This is a genomic window from Paraburkholderia sp. J12 (genome assembly GCF_905220215.1).
Taxonomy (GTDB): Bacteria; Pseudomonadota; Gammaproteobacteria; order Burkholderiales; family Burkholderiaceae; genus Paraburkholderia.
Genome location: NZ_CAJMZC010000027.1, coordinates 1 through 21,245 on the forward strand (window position 1 = coordinate 1; position 21,245 = coordinate 21,245).

Consider the following 21,245-nt stretch of genomic DNA (forward strand, 5'->3'; position numbering starts at 1 on the left):
CTAAAGGAGGCCGGGGTTTCGGCGTTTATCGGCCCGGAAAGCCTGCGGCCCGTACCACCGCAGAAAACCGTCCTCAGGGACGGCTCCTGGCCCGCTGACTTCTCTGCCTACTTCTGCGCAAGAAATTTCGTCGCCAGCTGCACCCAATACGACGAACCCACTGGCAACAACTGGTCGTTGAAGTCGTAGCTCGCGTTGTGCAGCATGCATGGACCGGCGCCATGGCCGGATTCCCGATGGCCGCCGTCGCCGTTACCGAGGAACGCGTAGCAACCAGGCTTCTCTAGCAGCATGAACGAGAAGTCCTCGGCACCCATCGTCGGCTCGACCTTCGCGTCCACGCGATCTTCCCCAACCACCTCGCGCATCACCTCCGCTGCGAATTGCGCTTCCGCACTGCTGTTCACCGTAGGCGGATAGTTGCGCAGGAAGGTCACTTCGACTGAGCAGTCGTAAGCCTCCGCCGTGCTTTCTGCGATCTTGCGCAGACGCGATTCGATCAGATCGAGCGTTTCCGTCGTGAACGTGCGAACGGTTCCCGCAATCCACGCCTCGTTCGGCACTACATTCACTGCGTCACCGGCATGGATCTGCGTAATCGACAGCACGGCCGTGTCGAGCGGTTTCTTGTTGCGCGTGATGATGCCCTGCAGGCCGTTTGCGATCTGCACGGCCGTGAACACCGGGTCGCGTCCGTTGTGCGGCAGTGCCGCATGCGACCCGACACCCTTGATGTTGATGTGGAATTCGTTGCTCGACGCCATGATCGGCCCTTCGGTCACACCGAAGAAGCCCGCCGGCATGCCGGGCCAGTTGTGGATGCCGAACACGGCGTCCACGGGAAAGCGCTCGAACAGGCCGTCCTTGATCATAGCCTTGGCACCGGCGCCGCCTTCCTCGGCGGGCTGGAAAATGAACACGATGGTCCCGTCGAACTGGCCATGCTTTGCCAGATATTGTGCAGCGCCGAGCAGCATCGCCGTGTGGCCGTCATGACCGCACGCGTGCATCTTGCCGTCGTTGCGGGAGCGGTGTTCGAAGGTATTGAGTTCCTGGATGGGCAGCGCATCCATATCGGCGCGCAGGCCGATCGATTTCGAGCTGTTGCCGCGTTTCAGAACGCCGACAACCCCTGTCTTGCCCAGTCCCCGATGCACTTCGATACCCCATTCGGCAAGCTTCTGGGCGACAAGATCGGAGGTATGGGTTTCTTCGTAGCGCAGTTCGGGGTGGGCGTGGATCGTTCGTCGAAGGGTCTGGATTTCGCCCTGGGCGGACTGGATTTCCGGAATCAGTTTCATGGCGGGCTGTGCGTGGCAGTTGTGCAGCCGGAACGGGCCGGCTCTGGACGAACCATTCTACGCCCAACCTTTTTTTTCGCGCCAACTGTCAGAGGGGGCCGTCAGGGCCGGCGCGCAGACAGACTAAAATTGCGGTTACGAACCGATGCTTCCCATGATGGATTGCCGATGAACGCCCCAGCCGAATTTGCCCGTGCGGTCTGCCCCCACGATTGCCCCGATACCTGCGCGATGCGCGTGACCGTCGAGAACGGCCGGGCGATCAAAGTCACGGGCGACCCCGACCACCCGCCGACCCAAGGCGTGCTCTGCACGAAGGTGAGCCGTTACGCGGAGCGTGTCCATCATCCGAAGCGCTTGACGCAGCCGATGAAGCGCGTCGGCCGCAAGGGCGAGGGGCGTTTCGAGCCGATCAGCTGGGAGGAGGCGTGCGCGATCGCGGCCGGGCGCCTCGGCGAAATCGCACAGCGCACGCCCGAAGCGATCGTGCCTTATAGCTACGCAGGCACCATGGGTCTCGTGCAGGGCGAGAGCATCGCTCAGCGCTTTTTCCACAAGCTCGGTGCGTCGCGTCTGGATCGCACCATTTGCGCCGCCGCAGGCGCGGCCGGACTACGCTATACGTATGGCGCTCCGCTCGGCATGCATACGGAGTTTTTTGTCGAAAGCGAAGTGATCCTGATCTGGGGCGCCAATCCGATCGCCTCGAACCTGCACTTCTGGACGCGCGCACAGGAAGCGAGGCGCAACGGCGCCAGACTGATCGCCATCGATCCGTACCGTTCGCTGACCGCCGAAAAGTGTCATCAGCACATTGCGCTGAAGCCAGGCACGGACGGCGCGCTCGCGCTGGGCATGATGCACGTCCTGATCGTGGAAGACCGGCTCGATCACGACTACATCGCCACGCACACGCACGGCTACGAAGCTCTCAAGGCGCGCGCGCTCAGTTATACGCCGGCGCGTGTCGCGCAGATCTGCGGGATCGACGAGCAGGTGGTCATCGACCTCGCGCGCCTCTATGGCTCGACCCGCAAGGCGGCGATCCGCATGAACTACGGCCTGCAGCGCGTGCGCGGCGGCGGCAATGCCGTGCGTGCGATCGCTTGCCTGCCCGCGCTCACCGGTGCATGGCGAGAGCGCGCGGGCGGTGTGCTGCTCTCGTCGTCGGGTTGGGCGCCCGCCGATGCCAACGCGCTTCAGCGCCCGGACCTGATGCCGGGCTGGCCGAAGCGGCTGCCGCGCGTGATCAACATGAACCAGATCGGCGATGCGCTCACGCACGCGGGCGACGCGGCATTCGGCCCGAAGGTGGAGGCGATTGTCGTCTACAACTCGAATCCGGTGGCGGTCGCGCCCGATTCGGGCAAGGTGGCCGCGGGTTTCGCGCGCGAGGATCTCTTCACCATCGTGCTGGAGCAGTTCCAGACCGATACCGCCGACTATGCCGATCTGCTGCTGCCCGCGACGACGCAGCTCGAGCATCTCGACGTCCACAAGTCGTACGGCCACACGCATGTGATGGCGAACTTGCCCGCGATTGCGCCGGTAGGCGAGGCGCGTCCGAATACGGAAATCTTCCGCATGATCGCGCGCAAGATGGGCCTGACCGAGCCCGCGCTCTTCGAAAGCGACGACGAAGTTGCGGCGCAGGCGTTCCACTGGGACGATCCGGCATTGGCGGGCACCGATTGGGAATCGCTGAAATCCAGCGGGTGGGCGAAGCTCAAGATCGCCGACGCGCCGTTCGCAAACGGCGGCTTTCGCACCCCGTCTGGCAAGTGCGAGTTCTACAGCGACGTGCTGGAGCGAGCCGGGCTCGACCCGTTGCCCGATTATCTGCCGCCCTACGAATCGGCGGACGGCGCGCCCGAGCTCGCGGCCCGCTATCCGCTCGCGATGATTTCCCCGCCCGCGCGCAACTTCCTGAACAGCACCTTCGTCAATGTCGAAAGCCTGCGCGCGACGGAGGGCGAACCGCACGTGGACCTGAACCCGGCCGATGCGGCCCCTCGCGGCATCGGGGACGGCGACCCGATCCGCGTCTTCAACGACCGCGGCACGATGCGCGCGCGAGCACGCGTAAGCGAACGGGCCCGCGAAGGCCTCGTGGTCGGGCTGTCGATCTGGTGGAAGAAGCTCGCGCCCGACGGCCGCAACGCCAACGAGGTCACGAGCCAGGCGCTGACCGACCTGGGCGGATCGGCGACCTTCTACGACTGCCTCGTCGAAGTCGAGCGCGCCTGAGGGTTTCCCCTGAACGTTCGGCGACACACCGGCAACGTCGGCAACGACGCGCCGCCGGCGTTCGAAGGGCTTCTCTAACTTGCTGATTCACCGGATTAAAACGCAATGCCCCATGCTACGATCGAAGTTTTAGCACGATCATTCGAAAATTGACGGAGGAGACGCCGCATGGAAAAAATCTGGCTGAAATCGTATCCCCCCGGCGTTCCAGCGGAAATCGACCCGGGGCGCTACGCGTCCATCACGGCGCTGCTCGAAGAGAGTTTCAGCACGTATCGGACGAAGCCTGCTTTCGCATGCATGGGCAAGTCGATCACCTACGGCGAACTCGACGACTTTTCGCGCCGTCTTGCGGCCTGGTTCCAGTCGCGCGGCATTGCGCGCGGCGCGCGCATCGCGATCATGATGCCGAACGTGCTGCAATATCCCGTCGCGCTTGCGGCGATCCTGCGCGCGGGTTACGTGGTCGTGAACGTGAACCCGCTCTACACGCCGCGCGAGCTCGAACATCAGCTCAAGGACAGCGGCGCCGAAGCGATCATCCTCCTCGAGAATTTCGCTGCAACGCTCGATGCGGTCATCGCGAACACGAGCGTCAAGCATGTCGTGGTCGCCTCGATGGGCGATCTGCTCGGTGTGAAGGGCTGTATCGTCAATTTCGTCGTGCGGCGCGTTAAGAAGATGGTGCCCGCGTGGACGTTGCCCGGCCACGTGCGCTTCAACGATGCGATGTCCGCTGGCGCGCGCGCGAGCTTCAAGCCTGTCGAGCAGAAGCCGGAAGACGTTGCGTTTCTCCAGTACACGGGCGGCACCACGGGCGTCTCGAAAGGCGCGACGCTCCTGCATCGCAACCTGATCGCGAACGTGCTGCAGTCGGCGGCCTGGACGGAGCCGGCGCTGTCGAAGCTGCCGGCCGGCGTGCAGCCGGTGACGGTCGCGGCGCTCCCGCTCTATCACGTGTTTGCGCTGACCGTCTGCGGGCTGCTCTCGATCCGCACCGGTGGCTTCGTAGTCCTGATTCCGAATCCGCGCGATATCGCCGGCATGATCAAGGATCTCGAAGGTTACGCGATCACGACGTTCCCGGCGGTCAACACGCTCTACAACGCGATCCTGAATCACCCCGATTTCGGCAAGCTCGACTTCTCGAAGCTGCTCGTCGCCAACGGCGGCGGCATGGCGGTGCAGGAGGCGGTGGCGAACCGCTGGTTCGAAAAGACCCAGACGCCCATCATTGAAGGCTATGGTCTGTCAGAAACGTCGCCCAGCGTGACCTGCAATCCGACCACGGCTACCGAATACACGGGAACGATCGGGCTGCCGCTGCCTTCGACCGAAATCTCGATCCGCGACGACGAGGGCAACGAACTGCCGGTCGGCGAACCGGGCGAGATCTGCATCCGCGGCCCGCAGGTGATGGCCGGTTACTGGCAGCGCCCCGAGGAGACCGCCAAGGTCATGACGGCCGACGGCTACTTCAAGTCGGGCGACGTGGGCGTGATGAACACGCGCGGTTACATCAAGCTCGTCGATCGGAAGAAGGACATGATTCTCGTGTCGGGCTTCAACGTGTATCCGAACGAGGTCGAAGACGTGGTGGCGAAGCTGCCGGGCGTGTTCGAGGTGGCGGCGGTGGGCGTACCCGACCAGCATTCCGGCGAAGCGGTGAAGCTTTTCATCGTGAAGAAGGATCCGGCGCTGACCGACAAGGACGTCTTCGAGTTCTGCAAGACGCAGCTCACGGGGTACAAGCGTCCGAAGATCATCGAGTTCCGCAACGATTTGCCGAAGACCAATGTCGGCAAGATCCTGCGGCGCGAGTTGCGCGACGGCCGCGCCTGAGCGGCGCGCGATAAGGGGCGTCGTTGCCGGGCGCCCAGAATCTGCGAAAGCCTGTCCCGATGGGGCAGGCTTTTTTTTCGCTCGAAACTCCGTGTGAGCAAGAAAAAAGGCGCCCGAAGGCGCCTTTGAGACTGAAACGGCTGTTCTTATTAGAACTTGTGGCGGATACCGATACGTGCCGTGAACACGTTGTCGTTGCCCGATGCCGACAGGTTGTTGATCGCGGCGACAGCCGGATCGTTCACCGAGTTCGTACCCGAAGCGTGCTGGTACACGCCCGTGACGTACACGTCGGTGCGCTTGGACAGGAAGTAGTCTGCGCCGAGCGAGTACTGGTAGTACTTCGCACCGTCGTTGCTCGTGCCGTTCTTGAGCGCGACGCTGTTGCCGTCCGTGTAGTCGAACGCGAAGCCAGCCAGCAGAGCCGGCGTGAACTGGTACTTGAAGTTCGCTTCGACGTTGTTGAACGTGGCGTTTTCGCCCTGGCGATAGATCGTCGCGCCGTTTGCGCCCAGATCGCGGAAGCTGATGTTCGAGTAGGTCAGGCCGAACGTCGCTGCGCCGAACGTGTACGCACCGCCTGCACCGATCACCTGGTAGGTGTTGGCGTTCACGAAGCCCGAGTAAACCGGCGTCGTGACGGCCGATGCCGTCGAGCTCGAGGTGTTGTTGCCGAACAGGCCGCCGGCGTTCGACGGCGTGCGTGCGTTCAGGTAGGCGGCGCCGAGGGTCAGCGGGCCGTTGCTGTAGCCAGCGCCCAACGACCAGATCTGGTTCTGCGTGAAGTTGCCGGCCGTGCCGCCGAAGCTGTACGTGCCGCCGAACGTCAGGCCTGCGTAGTTCGCGCTCGTGTACTTGATCGTGTTGTTGGTGCGATACGCGTTGTTGAAGTTGTCCAGGTCGCCCGGGTGAGCGGCGATGTAGCCACCCCACTGATCGCCCACTTCCAGCGGACCGACGTAGTCGACGACGGAGTCGTACTGGCGACCCAGCGTGACCGAGCCGTATTGCGAGCTCGAGAGGCCGACGTAAGCCTGACGGCCGAACATCAGGCCGCCCTGGCCGAGCTTGCCGGTGTTCACGTCGAAACCGTTTTCGAGCACGAAGACTGCCTTCAGGCCACCGCCCAGGTCTTCAGCGCCGCGCAGGCCCCAACGGCTACCTTGCAGCACGCCGCTCGACAGGTTGTACAGGTGCTGGCCACCCGAATTCGTGTTGATGTTGAAACCTTCGTCGATGATGCCGTACAGCGTGACGCTGCTCTGTGCGTGAGCAGCACCCGCGAACGCGCCCAGCGCGGCGAGCGCGAGAAGCGACTTCTTCATTGATGGATCTCCAGTGTTTGCGAATCTTGTGCGTCTTATAAACGGAACCGATTTTTTGTCTGACGTTGGCTCCGCAAGCTAACTTCGCGAGAAGTTGCACGTAATGTAACAAAACGGTTAATCGTGACAAAGGGAAAGCCTGGCGCCGCTAAGTACCTGTTTCGTTTACACAACATGGTCTAGAATATGCGGCGATCTATCGGCGCTGCCCCTTATTGACGGCAGTCCATTTGTTCCTGTAGTAGCGAAAGACGACCAGCGGTGCGCCTTCCGCTCAAGCATCGGAAAGGGAGGTTGGATGACGCTTGACGAGTTGATTACCGAATTCGATCGGGGCCTGCGCTCGATGACGGGCGTGTCGCGCATGACACGCCCGATGCCGCTGCCGGCCGCCGCGCAGCCCGAAGCCCCGGCCCTGACGGCCGAAGGCACCGAATCTGCCGAGGCTGGGGAGTCCGCACCGGGCGAACTCACGCCGGCCGAGCGTGCGCACGCCGCCGGCCTGATGCGCGTCAATCACGTCGGCGAGGTGTGTGCCCAGGCGCTGTACCAGGCGCAAAAGCTCGCCACGCGTTCGCCCACGCTCAAGGTGGCGTTTGCCCAGGCGGCGCTCGAGGAAGAAGACCACCTGGCGTGGACGGCACGCCGTCTGGCGGCGCTCGACTCGCGCCCGAGCCTGCTCAATCCGCTCTGGTACGCCGGTGCGATGGCGATCGGCCTCGCGGCGGGCCGTTTCGGCGACAAGGTGAGCCTCGGCTTCATGGCCGAGACGGAGCGCCAGGTCGAACATCATCTGGACAGCCATCTCGAAAGCCTGCCGCCTGCCGATCTGGAATCGCGCGCCGTGGTCGAGCAGATGCGCGTCGACGAGATCGCGCATGCGAAGTCGGCGACGGACGCCGGCGGTATCGAACTGCCGCTGCCCGTGCGCTCGCTGATGCGTGTCGCATCCAAAGTGATGACCCGTACGGCCTACTATATTTAAGACTCTCGAGTGGGGCGGCGCAGCTCGCCGTCCCACCCTTGCTTTCGTGATTTAGCGCTTCGCCCAACCCGCTTTAATCCCCTCCGAATCCCACCGCACCCGCGTTTTTCGCCGAGCTTTTCACGTATCACCTTCACAACCCGCGTTAGTTCTTTCATTCATAACGGTTTTTGGTTTTTCGTCTGACTTGAGGAAGTGCCGCTAAGTCCTTGTTCTAACGGATAAATTTCGTCAAGAAATGGGTTCTCTCCCTTGACCCTCGTGAGGCGTTCCTCTAAAGTGGGAGACAGTGTGAGAAAGTGTTTTTTTGTGTGATTCCGGGCGCGTATTCGGGTAAATTCATTTGAATTGGGGCGGGCGGCTAACGACGCCGCGTGAGGGGGAGCAAAAGTGTTCCAGGGGGCGTCGGCGCTGACACTCGATGCGAAAGGACGGATGTCGATTCCGTCTCGCTATCGGGACGCGCTGCAACAACAGGCAGAAGGACGGGTGACGATCACCAAGCACCCGGACGGCTGCCTGTTGCTATTTCCGCGCCCCGAATGGGAAGTGTTCCGTGCGAAGGTCGCCGCCTTGCCGATGGATGCGCACTGGTGGCGCCGCATCTTTCTCGGCAATGCGTCCGACGTCGACGTCGACAGCGCGGGCCGCGTGCTCGTCTCACCTGAATTGCGTCTGGCAGCAGGAATGGAAAAGGAAGTCATGCTGCTCGGCATGGGTAGTCATTTTGAGTTGTGGGATGCGCAGACCTACGCCGCCAAGGAACAGGCGGCGATGGCGCAGGGCATGCCCGACGCCTTGAAGAATTTCACGTTCTGATCGCGGGTGAATGAGCTATGGCATCTGCGATGGGACAAGGAAGTTTGCAGCATTGCACGGTGCTGCTCGATGAAGCGGTCGATGCGCTCGTCACGCGCGCGGACGGCGTCTATGTGGACGGCACGTTCGGGCGCGGCGGCCACAGTCGCGCGGTGCTCGGCCGGCTTTCCGAAGCTGGCCGGCTGATCGCGTTCGACAAGGATCCGCAGGCGATCGCCACGGCCGCGACCATCGAAGATCCGCGCTTTGCGATCGTGCATGAGAGTTTTGCTTCGCTGCGCGACGCGCTCGCGTCGCGCGCAGCAGGGCGTGTGTCGGGGGTATTGCTGGACCTTGGCGTGTCGTCGCCGCAATTCGACGATCCGCAGCGCGGCTTCAGTTTTCGCGCGAATGGTCCGCTCGACATGCGGATGGACCCGACGCGCGGCGAGTCGGCTGCCGACTGGCTGGCGCGGGCCACGTTGCAGGAACTGACGGAGGTGATTCGAGATTATGGGGAAGAACGGTTTGCTTTTCAGATTGCAAAGGCGCTTGTTGCTCGCCGGGCAGAGTCCGAACGTCTCGGGCCTCTCGACAGCACGGGCGAGCTTGCCCAAATCGTGGCTAACGTCGTCAAGACCCGTGAGAAGGGTAAGGATCCGGCAACCCGCACCTTTCAGGCTATACGGATTCACGTCAATCAAGAGCTTGCGGAGCTGCAAGTCGTACTAGAGGCGGCGCTCGCGTCGCTGGAGCAGGGGGGGCGGCTGGTGGTCATCAGCTTTCATTCGCTCGAAGACCGGATCGTCAAGCGGTTCTTGCAGGCGCACGCCAGTGCGCCGGCGGTCGATCGCCGCCTGCCGATCCGCGCCGTCGATCTGCCGAGCCCCCCGCTCAAGCTGCTCGGCCGCGTGTTCGCGAGCGACGAGGAAGTCGCCGCCAATCCGCGCGCCCGCTCGGCCGTGATGCGCATCGCGGAGCGCGTCACGCCATGAACCGCCTGAATATCTTCCTGCTGATCGTCGTGATGGGCTGTGCGTTGTCGGTCGTCAACGCCACCAACCAGCAGCGGCAGATTTTCATCCAGTTGCAGCGCGCGCAGGCCGAAGAGCGCCAGCTGCAGCAGGACTACGACCAGCTTCAATATCAGCAGAGCGCGCTGTCGCGAACGGCGCGCATCGAACAGATCGCAACCGATTCGCTCAAGATGCAGCCCGTCACGACCGGACGCACGCAATACCTGACGCTCGCGCCCGGCGCCGCTGCCGCCACGGACGCGCCGGTGCCCACGTCGGCGCCGGCTTCCTCCCCGGCCGCTGTCACCAGCCGTCGCGGAGGCACGCGATGAAAAAGGGCAACAGCCGCAAGAGCGTCGCCTTTTCGTCGAATCCGATCCTCTCCGTGCGCCTGCCGATGTGGCGCTCGAAGCTCGTCGTGTTCCTGCTGTTCATGGCGTTCGTCGCGCTCGCCGCGCGCGCGTTCTGGATCCAGGGCCCGGGCAACGCGTTCTATCAGAAGCAGGGCGAAAGCCGCTATCAACGCACGCTCGAACTGCCGGCCACGCGCGGCAAGATTCTCGACCGCAACGGGCTCGTGCTCGCCACGAGCCTGCCCGTGCGCGCCATCTGGGCGATTCCCGAAGACGTGCCCGACGACCTCGGCGCCGACAAGCTCACGCAGCTCGGCCAGTTGCTCGGCATGTCCACGACCGACCTGCGCAAGAAGCTCTCCGAAGACAAGACCTTTGTCTACGTGAAGCGCCAGGTGCCGCTCGACGTGGCGACCAAGGTCGCGGATCTCGACATTCCGGGCATCTATCAGCGCAACGAATACAAGCGTTTCTACCCCGAGGGCGAGGTCACCGCGCACCTGATCGGCTTCACCAATGTCGAGGACGAAGGCCAGGAAGGCGTCGAGCTGAGCGACGAGAAGATACTCGAAGGGGTGTCCGGCATCCGTCACGTCATCAAGGACCGCATGGGCCACGTCGTCGAGGACGTGGACGAGCAGGTCGTGCCGCACGACGGCCAGGACGTGAACCTCTCGATCGACAGCAAGATCCAGTACATCGCCTATTCGAACCTGAAGGCCGCTGTCGAGAAGTTCAAGGCCAAGGCCGGCGCGGCGATGGTGGTGGACGTGCGCACGGGCGAAGTGCTCGCGCTCGTCAACTATCCGACCTACAACCCGAACGACCGCTCGCACCTGACAGGCGAGCAGCTGCGCAACCGCATCCTGACCGACGTGTTCGAGCCGGGCTCGATCATGAAGCCGTTCACGGTGTCGCTCGCGCTCGATCTGCACCGGGTCTCGCCGACTACACTGGTGGATACGGGCCCGGGCCACTTCACGCTGGACGGCGCGACCATCACCGACGATTCGGCGTTCGGCGTGCTGACGGTGGGCGGCGTGATCCAGAAGTCGAGCAACATCGGCGCGACCAAGATCGCGATGACGCTCAAGCCCGAGGAAATGTGGGACATGTACACCAGCATCGGACTCGGTCAGGCGCCGAAGGTCGGGTTTCCCGGCGCGGCGGCGGGCCGTCTGCGTCCGTGGAAGAGCTGGCGCCGCATCGAGCAGGCGACGATGTCCTACGGCTACGGTCTCTCGGTCTCGCTGTTCCAGCTCGCGCGGGCCTACACTGCGATCGCGCACGACGGCCAGATCCTGCCGGTGACGATCTTCCGCCACCCGGGCGACGATCAGCCCGTCGCCGGCACCCAGGTGTTCTCGCCCACCACGGCGCGCGAAGTGCGCACGATGCTCGAAAGCGTGGTATCCACCCAGGGCACGTCGCCCGAAGCGGCCGTTCCCGGCTACCGCGTGGGCGGCAAGTCGGGCACGGCGTACAAGCACGAAGGCCGCGGCTACGACAAATCGAAGTACCGCGCCTCGTTCGTGGGCATGGCGCCGATGCCGAATCCGCGCATCGTCGTGGCCGTCTCGATCGACGAACCGACCGCCGGCAGCCACTTCGGCGGCGCCGTGTCGGGCCCGGTGTTCTCGGGCATCGTCGGCGACACGCTGCGCTCGCTCAACGTGCCGCCCGACATGCCGGTCAAGCAGCTGGTCGTCTCCGACGACAACGCGCAGGCCGCCCCGGCCAATAGCGCCTCGGGCGCCGCGGCCGCGCCGGTCAAGCATGTCTCGGTGTCGCCGAAGCCGGCTGTCGCGGCTCGCCACATGACCGTCGCCGACAACGCCAATAATCGACCCGGAGTCGTCCGATGAGCGCCACGCGCACCCAGCATCCCGCGCACCGGCAGATCGCGGACGCGCTCGCGTGGCTGCGCACGCACGCGGCAGCCACGGCCAACCTGCATGCGGACACGCGCTCGCTCCAGCCGGGCGACGTGTTCCTCGCCTATGCCGTCGAAGGCGCCGACAATCGCCCGCACATCGACAACGCCGTGGAGCGCGGCGCGGCCGCCGTGCTGTATCAGCCGGAAGGCTTCGCGGGCACGGTGGACGAAAAAGCCGACGCGTCGATGTCGCTCGCCGTGCCGCAGCTCGACGTGCTGGCGGGCGAGATCGCGAGCGGCTGGTACGGCGATCCGAGCGACGCGATGCTCGTGGTCGGCGTGACCGGCACGAACGGCAAGACCTCGTGCAGTCAATGGGTGGCGTCGGCGCTCTCGGCGATCGGGCAGAAGTGCGCGATCGTCGGCACGCTCGGCAGCGGCTTTCCGGGTCAGCTCGTGCATACCGGCTTCACCACGCCCGACGCCCCGCAACTGCAGCGCAGTCTCGCGCAGTTGCGTGCCGAAGGTGCGCAGGCCGTGGCGATGGAAGTGTCGTCGCATGCGCTGCACCAGGGGCGCGTGAACGGCACCTCGTTCGACATCGCGATCTTCACGAATCTCACGCAGGACCATCTCGACTATCACCGCACGTTCGAGGCCTACGAGGCCGCGAAGGCGCGTCTTTTCGCATGGCGCGGCCTGCGCGCCGCGGTGATCAACGCCGACGATGCGGCGGGCCGGCGCCTGCTCGCGTCCACGCGCGGCCATGCGCGCACGATCGCTTACGGGGTCGAAACGCCGGCCGCCGATGCACCGGTGGCGGACGGGCATGCCGCGAATGCCTGGCTGCGCGCCTCGAACGTGCGGGCGACGGCCACGGGCACGGCGTTCCACCTCGCGACGTCCGACTGGGGCGACGCCGAAATCGAGGTACAGACGCTCGGCCTCTTCAACGTGAGCAATCTGCTCGGCGTGCTCGGCGCGCTGCTGGCCGCGAACGTGCCGCTCGTCGCGGCGCTGAACGAACTGGCGAAGCTGCAGCCGGTGAACGGCCGCATGGAACGCCTCGGCGGCCGCGTCGATCATGACGAGCCGCTCGTCGTGATCGACTACGCGCACACGCCCGATGCGCTCGAAAAAACGCTGGAAGCGCTGCGCCCCATCGCCACGGCGCGCGGCGGCGAGCTCATCTGCATGTTCGGCTGCGGCGGCGACCGCGACGCCACGAAGCGTCCGCTGATGGGGGCGATTGCCGAGCGTCTCGCCGATCAGGTCGTCGTGACGAGCGACAACCCGCGCAGCGAAGCGCCCGCCGTGATCATCGACCAGATCGTGGGCGGCATGCGCGAGGGCGCAAAGTCGCGCCGCATCGAGGACCGCGCGAGCGCGATCCTGCAGGCGGTGCGCGGCGCGGCGAAAGAAGACGTCATTGTGCTGGCCGGCAAGGGGCACGAGGCGACTCAGGAAATCATGGGCAAGAAGCGCGTGTTCTCCGACCAGGACCACGCGCGGCTTGCTCTCGCAGCCCGTACGACTCACGGGCGCGGAGGCGGTGAATGACGATGCTCTCCCTGCGCGAAGCGGCGGCGTTGATCCCGGGCGCGAATGTGCTCGGCGACGAAAACGCCACCTTCGCGCGTATCTCGACCGACAGCCGCACGGCCGGTCCCGGCGACCTGTTCGTCGCGCTCAAGGGCGACCGCTTCGACGCGCACGACTTCCTGCCCGAAGTGGCGGGGCGCCACGTGAGCGCGGTCCTGGTTTCGCGCAGCCCCGGCGACTGGCGCATTCCGGCGCTGCGCGTGGACGACACGCGCACGGCGCTCGGCGCGCTCGCGCTCGGTTGGCGGCGGCGCTTCACGCTGCCGCTCGTCACGGTGACGGGCAGCAACGGCAAGACGACGGTCAAGGAAATGATCGCCTCGATCTTCGCGGCCGCCGTCGGCGAGGAAAACCGCCTGGCCACGGCCGGCAACCTCAATAACGACATCGGCGTGCCGCTCACGCTGCTGCGTTTGTCCGGCGCGCATCGCCTCGCGGTCGTCGAACTCGGGATGAACCATCCGGGCGAGACGGAACGGCTCGCGAAATTCGCGGAGCCGACCGTCGCGGTGGTCAATAACGCGCAGCGCGAGCACCAGGAATTCATGGCGACGGTGGAAGCCGTCGCACTCGAACACGCCAGCGCGATTCACGCCCTGAAGCCCGAAGGGGTCGCGGTGTTTCCCGCCGACGACGCATACGCGGGCATCTGGCGCGTGGCGGCCACCGGTTCGCAGATTCTCGATTTCGCGTTGCATACGGCGGAGCGCGCCGTGGATGCCGCGGTGACGGGCAAGCTTTCCGGCAATCGTCTCGCGATCGCCGCGCCGCAGGGGCATCTCGAAGTCGAACTGCAGGTGCTGGGCGCGCACAACGCGCACAACGCGCTCGCGGCTACGGCGGCGGCGCTCGCAGCAGGCGTCTCGCTCGATGCGATCGGCCGCGGGCTCGAAGCGTTCTTGCCGGTGAAGGGCCGTTTGCAGGTGAAGCGCGCCGCGCTCGGGGAACTTACGGGCGCGACGGTGATCGACGACACCTACAACGCGAACCCCGATTCCGTGCGCGCGGCGATCGACGTGCTCGTGGCGCAGCACGCGCCGCGCGTGCTCGTGCTGGGCGACATGGGCGAAGTCGGCGACGAAGGTCCCGCGTTTCATCGCGAGGTGGGCGCCTATGCGAAGGAGCGCGGCATCGACGCGCTCCACACGCTTGGCGACGCGGCGCGCGATACGTCGGCGGCATTCGGCGCGAACGCGCTGCATGCGCAGAGCGTGGGCGAACTGGTGAACGCATTGGCGCAGGCCGGCTACGGCAGCGGCGCAACGATACTCGTGAAAGGCTCGCGCTTCATGCAGATGGAACGCGTGGTGGCAGCCCTGACGAATCCGCACAACCCTGCGCCGGACGCTGCGTCCGGCGCGCACTGAAATACGAAGGAATACAAGGCATGTTACTGGCGCTGGCGCAATGGCTGCAGAATGACGCAAGCTTCTTGCGCGTGTTCAGTTATCTGACCTTCCGCGCGGTGATGGCGACCATCACCGCGATGGGATTCGGGCTCATGCTGGGCCCGTGGGTCATTCGCAAGCTGACCGCGATGAAGGTCGGCCAGGCCGTGCGTACCGACGGCCCGCAAACGCACCTCGTGAAATCGGGCACGCCGACCATGGGCGGCGTGCTGATCCTGTTGGGCATCGCCGTTTCGACGCTGCTCTGGGGCGACCTCACGAACCGCTTCATCTGGATCGTGATGCTGGTGACGTTCGGCTTCGGCCTGATCGGCTGGGTGGACGACTATCGCAAGGTGGTCTACAAGGACCCGCGCGGGATGTCCTCGCGCGAGAAGTACTTCTGGCAGTCGGTGATCGGCCTTTTCGCCGCCGTGTATCTCGCCTTCAGCGTTTCGGAAGCGAGCAACGTGCGCGTGTTCGATCTCTTCATGGCATGGGTGAGAAGCGGTCTCTCGATGGGGCTGCCCGCGCGCGCCGACCTGCTGCTGCCGTTCCTCAAGTCGATCAGCTACCCGCTCGGCGTGTGGGGCTTCATCGCGCTCACGTACTTCGTGATCGTCGGCGCGAGCAACGCGGTGAATCTCACCGACGGCCTCGACGGTCTCGTCATCATGCCCGTGGTGCTCGTGGGCGCATCGCTCGGCGTGTTCGCCTACGTGATGGGCAGCTCGGTCTATTCGAAGTACCTGCTTTTCCCGCACATTCCCGGCGCGGGCGAACTGCTCATCTTCTGCTCGGCGATGGGCGGGGCAGGGCTCGCGTTCCTCTGGTTCAACACGTATCCGGCCCAGGTGTTCATGGGCGACGTCGGCGCGCTCGCGCTGGGCGGCGCACTCGGCACGATCGCCGTGATCGTGCGCCAGGAGATCGTGCTGTTCATCATGGGCGGCATCTTCGTCGCGGAAACGTTCTCCGTGATGCTGCAGGTCAGCTGGTTCAAGTACACCAAGAAGCGGTATGGCGAAGGCCGGCGCATTTTCAAGATGGCGCCGCTGCACCACCACTTCGAACTGTCGGGCTGGAAGGAGACGCAGGTGGTCGTGCGTTTCTGGGTCATCACGTTGATGCTGTGCCTGTTCGGCCTGTCCACGCTCAAGCTGCGCTGAAGGCAGGCGGCCAGGCAGTCTCCGTAGTCGAATCGGCGGGTTACATCAGTCACACAAAGGGAAAGCAAGCGATGTTTGGCGAGAAGTTTCGGGATCGGCAAAAGCCGATGGTGCTCGTGCTGGGGCTCGGTGAATCGGGCCTCGCGATGGCGCGCTGGTGCGCGCGGCACGGTTGCCGCCTGCGTATCGCCGACACGCGCGAGACGCCGCCCGGCCTGCCCGAACTCGCCGCGCACGGCGTCGACGCCGATTTCGTGGGCGGCCCGTTCTCGACGGCGCTGCTCGACGGCGTCGAGCTCGTCGCCATCAGCCCGGGTCTCTCGCCGCTCGCCGCCGACCTCGTGCCGCTGATCGCAGCGGCGCGCGAGCGCGGCATCGACGTGTGGGGCGAGCTCGAACTCTTCGCGCAGGCGCTCCGGCATCTGGGCGAGAGCGGCTATGCGCCCAAGGTGCTCGCCATTACCGGCACGAACGGCAAGACCACCACGACCAGCCTGACGGGTTTGCTGTGCGAGCGCGCGGGCAAACGCGTGGCCGTGGCCGGCAACATCAGCCCGGCGATGCTCGACAAGCTCGCCGAAGCCATCGACAACACCGCGCTGCCCGACGTATGGGTGCTCGAACTGTCGAGCTTCCAGCTGGAAACGTCGCACACGTTTGCTCCCGACGCCGCCGCGATCCTGAACATCACGCAGGACCATCTGGACTGGCACGGCGGCCTCGACGCCTACGCCGCCGCGAAGGGCCGCATCTTCGGCGCGCAGACCACGCGCGTGCTCAACCGCGAGGACGCACGCGTGATGTCGCTGGCGGCCGATGCCGATAGCGCGGCGCGCATGGTGACGTTCGGCGTCGACGAGCCGCAGCATCCCGGCGACTACGGCATCTTGCGCGAGAGCGGCATGCTGTGGCTCGTGGAAGCGCACGACAAGGACGCGACCGACGAGCCGGTGTCGCCGCGCCGCCGCAAGCAACGGGAAGCCGCGCCCGTGAACCTGGGCTTGAAGCGCCTGATGCCGGCGGATGCCCTGCGCATCCGCGGCCTGCACAACGCGGCGAACGCGCTGGCAGCCTTCGCGCTCGCACGCGCGATCGACCTGCCCGCGGCACCGCTCCTGCACGGCCTGCGCGAATATCGCGGCGAGCCGCATCGCGTGGAGCTGATCGCGTCGATCGACGGCATCGACTACGTGGACGACAGCAAGGGTACGAACGTCGGTGCAACGGTCGCCGCGCTCGACGGCCTCGCGCAGCGCGCAGTGCTGATCGCGGGCGGCGACGGCAAGGGTCAGGACTTCGAACCGCTCGCGGCGCCCGTCGAGCGCTGGTGCCGCGCGGTGATGCTGATCGGCCGCGACGCGCCGCAGATCCGCGCCGCGCTCGAATCGACGGGCATCGCGCTCGCCGACCATCCGACGCTCGAAGCCGCCACGCGCGCGGCCACGGCGCTCGCCGAACCTGGCGACGTCGTGCTGCTCTCGCCGGCCTGCGCGAGCTTCGACATGTTCAAGGGCTACGCCCATCGCGCCGCCGTGTTTCGCGACACGGTCGAGGAAATCGCCGCAGAACGGGGGACGATGATATGAGCTGGTCCGAACGGTTCGGTGCGCGTCTGTCGCGCGAGGGCAATGGCGGCGGGGCAGCCGGCGGCGGCGCGCGCGTGGGTGCGAGCGGTCTCGCGAGCGTCGTCAACGGCGTGCGCCCGGCGCGCTCGCGCATGCTCGACTACGACCACTCGCTGCTGTGGGCGGTAATCGCGCTGCTGGGCCTCGGCGTGGTGATGGTGTATTCGGCGTCGATCGCGATGCCCGATTCGAAGAAGTACGCCTCGTACCACGACTACGCGTTTCTCGTGCGCCATATCGCCTCGCTCGTGATCGCCGTGATTGCGGCGCTCGTGACGTTTCGCATCCCGATCTCGACGTGGGACCGCTACGCGCCGAAGTTTTTCCTGATCGCGCTCGCGATGCTCGTGGTCGTGCTGATTCCGCACATCGGCAAGGGCGTGAACGGCGCGCGCCGCTGGATTCCGCTCGGCATCACGAACATGCAGCCTTCGGAAATCATGAAGCTCGCCGTGACGATCTACGCGGCGAACTACACGGTGCGCAAGCAGGAGTACATGCACAGCTTCGCCAAGGGCTTCCTGCCGATGGCGTTCGCGGTCGGCGTGGTGGGCGCGCTGCTGCTGCTCGAACCCGACATGGGCGCGTTCATGGTGATCGCCGCGATCGCGATGGGCGTGCTGTTCCTCGGCGGCGTGAACGGCAAGCTCTTCGGCGGCCTCGTGGCGACGGCGGTGGGCACCTTCACGATGCTCGTCTGGCTCTCGCCGTGGCGGCGCGAGCGGATCTTCGCGTACCTCGATCCGTGGGACGACCGCTACGCGCAGGGCAAGGCCTATCAGCTCACGCACTCGCTGATCGCGTTCGGGCGCGGCGAATGGTTCGGCGTGGGCTTGGGCGGAAGCGTCGAGAAGCTCAACTATCTGCCCGAAGCGCACACCGACTTCATTCTCGCCGTGATCGGCGAGGAACTCGGCTTCGTCGGCGTGCTGGTCGTGATCCTGCTGTTCTACTGGATCGTGCGCCGCTCGTTCGAGATCGGCCGCCAGGCGCTCGCGCTCGACCGCACGTTCGCGGGGCTCGTCGCGAAGGGCATCGGCGTGTGGTTTGGCGCGCAGGCGTTCATCAACATGGGCGTGAACCTCGGTCTGCTGCCGACCAAGGGTCTCACGCTGCCGCTCGTGAGTTACGGCGGCTCGGGCATTCTGCTCAACTGCATCGCCGTGGCGCTGCTGTTGCGCGTGGATTATGAGAATCGGGTCTTGATGCGCGGAGGCAAGGTATGACCGCAGCACCGCGCACGCTCATGGTGATGGCCGGCGGCACCGGGGGGCACGTGTTCCCCGGGCTCGCAGTCGCGCATCGCATGCAGGCGTGGGGATGGCGCGTGGTGTGGCTCGGCAATCCGGCCGGCATGGAAGCGACGCTTGTACCGAAGCACGGCATCCCGATGGAATACGTGCGCTTTGGCGGCGTGCGCGGCAAGGGCCTCAAGACGAAGCTGATGCTGCCGCTCAACCTGCTGCGCGCCTTCACGCAAAGCCGCGCGGCGCTCGCGCGCGTGAAGCCCGACGTCGTGCTCGGCATGGGCGGCTACATCACGTTCCCGGCGGGCGTGATGAGCGCGCTGTCGGGGCGCCCGCTCGTGCTGCACGAGCAGAACTCGATTGCGGGCCTCGCGAACAAGGTGCTCGCGAAGCTTGCCAGGCGTGTGCTCGTCGCGTTCCCGGGCGCGCTGCCGCACGGCGAGTGGACCGGCAATCCTGTGCGCGAAGAGCTCGAGCACGTCGACGATCCGAAGGCGCGCTACGCATCGCGCAGCGGTCCGCTGCGCGTGCTCGTCGTGGGCGGCAGTCTGGGCGCTGCGGCGCTCAACGAGGTCGTACCGCGTGCGCTCGCGCTCATCGCACCGGGCGAGCGTCCGCACGTCGTGCATCAGGCGGGCGCAAAGCACATCGACGCATTGAAGGCCAACTATGTCGATGCCGGTCTCGAACCGGGCGACGCGGCTCAACTCGTGCCGTTCATCGACGATATGGCGAGCGCTTATCACGACGCGGACCTCGTCATCTGCCGTTCGGGCGCGATGACGGTGGCCGAGGTCGCGGCGGTGGGCGTGGCGGCATGCTTCGTGCCGTTCCCGTTCGCCGTGGACGACCATCAGACCACCAACGCCGCGTTCCTCGCCGACAAGGGCGCGGCGCGGGTGGTGCAACAACGCGACCTGACGGCGGAAGGGCTCGCCGACTGGCTGCGGCAACAAACCAGAGAAACGCTGGCGGAAATGGCCGGGCGCGCCCGCGCGCTCGCGAAACCCGACGCCGCCGCCGAAGTCGCGAGCATTTGCGCGGCCGTGGCGGGCGCTAGTGCGGGAGGAAAGCAATGAAACACATCGTCAAACATATCCATTTCGTCGGCATCGGCGGCGCGGGCATGAGCGGCATCGCCGAAGTGCTCGTCAATCTGGGCTACCAGGTGAGCGGCTCGGACCTCGCGAAAAACGCGGTCACGGAGCGCCTCGCCGCGCTCGGCGCGCGCATCGCGATCGGGCACGACGCGCAGAACATCGAAGGCGCGAACGCCGTGGTCGTTTCCACGGCCGTGCGCAGCGACAATCCCGAAGTGCTCGCGGCGCGCCATCGCCGCATTCCCATCGTGCCGCGCGCCGTGATGCTCGCGGAACTGATGCGCCTGAAGCAGGGCATCGCCATTGCCGGCACGCACGGCAAGACCACCACCACGTCGCTCGTGGCGAGCGTGCTGGCGGCAGGCGGGCTCGATCCGACCTTCGTGATCGGCGGGCGGCTCATCAGCGCCGGCGCGAACGCGCGCCTCGGCACGGGCGACTTCATCGTGGCGGAAGCCGACGAATCGGACGCCTCGTTCCTCAATCTCTTCCCGGTGATCGAAGTCATCACGAACATCGACGCCGATCACATGGACACCTACGGGCACGACTTCGCGCGCCTGAAGCAGGCGTTCATCGAATTCACGCATCGTCTGCCGTTTTACGGCATCGCGGTGCTGTGCGTGGACGACCCGAACGTGAAGGAGATCCTGCCGTTCGTCTCGAAGCCGATCATCCGCTACGGCTTTGCGCCCGATGCGCAGGTGCGTGCGGTGAACGTGGTCGCGCGCGACGGCAAGATGTATTTCACGGTGATGCGCGAAGATGCGCCTGCGCTCGACATCGTGCTGAACCTGCCGGGCACGCACAACGTGCAGAATGCGCTGGCCGCGATCGCGATTGCGACCGAACTCGAAGTGAAGGATGCCGACATCCAGCGCGCGCTCGCGGAATTCAACGGCGTGGGCCGCCGCTTCCAGCGTTACGGTGAAATTCCGGTCAACGGCGGCGGCGCCTACACGTTGATCGACGATTATGGCCACCATCCGGTGGAGATGGCCGCCACCGTCGCCGCGGCGCGCGGCGCGTTTCCGGGCCGCCGCCTCGTGCTGGCGTTCCAGCCGCACCGCTATACGCGCACGCGCGACTGCTTCGAAGATTTCGTGAAAGTGCTGTCCACCGTCGACGCACTCGTGCTGACCGATGTCTACGCTGCCGGCGAAGCGCCGATCGTCGCTGCCGACGGCCGCGCGCTCGCGCGGGCGATTCGCGTGGCGGGCAAGGTCGAGCCGGTGTTCGTCGAAACGGCGGACGAGGTGCCGGACGCGCTGGCCGCCGTGGTCCGCGACGGCGACGTGGTGATTACGATGGGCGCGGGTTCGATCGGCGCGGTGCCGGGCCGGATCGCAGCGCAGGAACAGAAGGTGTGAG

At 65.6% G+C, this 21,245-nt stretch carries 16 protein-coding genes; 14 read left to right on the forward strand and 2 right to left on the reverse strand.

Going from position 1 to position 21,245, the window contains the following annotated elements; all coding sequences use genetic code 11:
• Positions 1-107: 107 nt before the first annotated feature.
• Positions 108-1,301, reverse strand: coding sequence for a M20 aminoacylase family protein (locus tag U5760_RS30610; RefSeq protein ID WP_322016050.1), 1,194 nt, complete (start codon positions 1,299-1,301; stop codon positions 108-110).
• Between the two features lie 168 nt (positions 1,302-1,469).
• Here U5760_RS30610 and U5760_RS30615 point away from each other — a divergent pair, with 168 nt between their 5' ends.
• Both U5760_RS30615 and U5760_RS30620 read left to right on the forward strand, forming a co-directional pair.
• Positions 1,470-3,548, forward strand: a complete 2,079-nt coding sequence (locus U5760_RS30615) for a molybdopterin oxidoreductase family protein (protein WP_322016051.1) — start codon at positions 1,470-1,472, stop codon at positions 3,546-3,548.
• Between the two features lie 168 nt (positions 3,549-3,716).
• A complete protein-coding gene (locus tag U5760_RS30620; RefSeq protein ID WP_322016052.1) occupies positions 3,717-5,390 on the forward strand; it encodes a long-chain fatty acid--CoA ligase in 1,674 nt (557 codons plus the stop codon).
• Between the two features lie 149 nt (positions 5,391-5,539).
• Here the strand turns inward: U5760_RS30620 and U5760_RS30625 are convergent, their stop codons facing one another.
• Positions 5,540-6,715 carry a porin gene (locus U5760_RS30625; RefSeq protein WP_322016053.1) on the reverse strand — a complete coding sequence of 392 codons (1,176 nt, stop codon included), beginning with the start codon at positions 6,713-6,715 and terminating at the stop codon, positions 5,540-5,542.
• Between the two features lie 298 nt (positions 6,716-7,013).
• Here U5760_RS30625 and coq7 point away from each other — a divergent pair, with 298 nt between their 5' ends.
• From coq7 to murC, 12 genes are all read left to right on the forward strand, one after another.
• Positions 7,014-7,700: a 2-polyprenyl-3-methyl-6-methoxy-1,4-benzoquinone monooxygenase gene (coq7, locus tag U5760_RS30630; RefSeq protein ID WP_322016054.1), complete on the forward strand. Its 687-nt coding sequence runs from the start codon at positions 7,014-7,016 to the stop codon at positions 7,698-7,700.
• A gap of 390 nt (positions 7,701-8,090) precedes the next feature.
• Positions 8,091-8,519, forward strand: a complete 429-nt coding sequence (gene mraZ, locus U5760_RS30635) for a division/cell wall cluster transcriptional repressor MraZ (protein WP_028214080.1) — start codon at positions 8,091-8,093, stop codon at positions 8,517-8,519.
• Positions 8,520-8,536: 17 nt separating this feature from the next.
• Positions 8,537-9,493, forward strand: a complete 957-nt coding sequence (rsmH, locus tag U5760_RS30640; protein ID WP_322016055.1) for a 16S rRNA (cytosine(1402)-N(4))-methyltransferase RsmH — start codon at positions 8,537-8,539, stop codon at positions 9,491-9,493.
• Entirely contained in the window at positions 9,490-9,846 is a 357-nt protein-coding gene (ftsL, locus tag U5760_RS30645) for a cell division protein FtsL (protein WP_322016056.1), read from the forward strand. The genes rsmH and ftsL overlap by 4 nt, the downstream gene beginning before the upstream one ends.
• Positions 9,843-11,732 (forward strand): penicillin-binding protein 2, encoded by a 1,890-nt coding sequence (locus U5760_RS30650; RefSeq protein WP_322016057.1) that lies wholly within the window; start codon positions 9,843-9,845, stop codon positions 11,730-11,732. Before ftsL ends, U5760_RS30650 begins: the two co-directional genes overlap by 4 nt.
• Positions 11,729-13,303, forward strand: coding sequence for a UDP-N-acetylmuramoyl-L-alanyl-D-glutamate--2,6-diaminopimelate ligase (locus U5760_RS30655; RefSeq protein WP_322016058.1), 1,575 nt, complete (start codon positions 11,729-11,731; stop codon positions 13,301-13,303). Before U5760_RS30650 ends, U5760_RS30655 begins: the two co-directional genes overlap by 4 nt.
• Entirely contained in the window at positions 13,300-14,712 is a 1,413-nt protein-coding gene (locus tag U5760_RS30660; RefSeq protein WP_322016059.1) for a UDP-N-acetylmuramoyl-tripeptide--D-alanyl-D-alanine ligase, read from the forward strand. The genes U5760_RS30655 and U5760_RS30660 overlap by 4 nt, the downstream gene beginning before the upstream one ends.
• A 20-nt stretch (positions 14,713-14,732) precedes the next feature.
• A complete protein-coding gene (gene mraY, locus U5760_RS30665; protein WP_322016060.1) occupies positions 14,733-15,902 on the forward strand; it encodes a phospho-N-acetylmuramoyl-pentapeptide-transferase in 1,170 nt (389 codons plus the stop codon).
• 71 nt (positions 15,903-15,973) lie between these two features.
• On the forward strand, positions 15,974-17,488 hold the full coding sequence (gene murD, locus U5760_RS30670) for a UDP-N-acetylmuramoyl-L-alanine--D-glutamate ligase (protein WP_322016061.1): 1,515 nt from the start codon (positions 15,974-15,976) through the stop codon (positions 17,486-17,488).
• Positions 17,485-18,753 carry a putative lipid II flippase FtsW gene (gene ftsW / locus U5760_RS30675; protein ID WP_322016062.1) on the forward strand — a complete coding sequence of 423 codons (1,269 nt, stop codon included), beginning with the start codon at positions 17,485-17,487 and terminating at the stop codon, positions 18,751-18,753. The genes murD and ftsW overlap by 4 nt, the downstream gene beginning before the upstream one ends.
• Positions 18,750-19,853 (forward strand): undecaprenyldiphospho-muramoylpentapeptide beta-N-acetylglucosaminyltransferase, encoded by a 1,104-nt coding sequence (gene murG / locus U5760_RS30680; protein ID WP_322016063.1) that lies wholly within the window; start codon positions 18,750-18,752, stop codon positions 19,851-19,853. The genes ftsW and murG overlap by 4 nt, the downstream gene beginning before the upstream one ends.
• Positions 19,850-21,244 (forward strand): UDP-N-acetylmuramate--L-alanine ligase, encoded by a 1,395-nt coding sequence (gene murC / locus U5760_RS30685; RefSeq protein WP_322016064.1) that lies wholly within the window; start codon positions 19,850-19,852, stop codon positions 21,242-21,244. The genes murG and murC overlap by 4 nt, the downstream gene beginning before the upstream one ends.
• The last annotated feature ends 1 nt before the right edge of the window (position 21,245 follow it).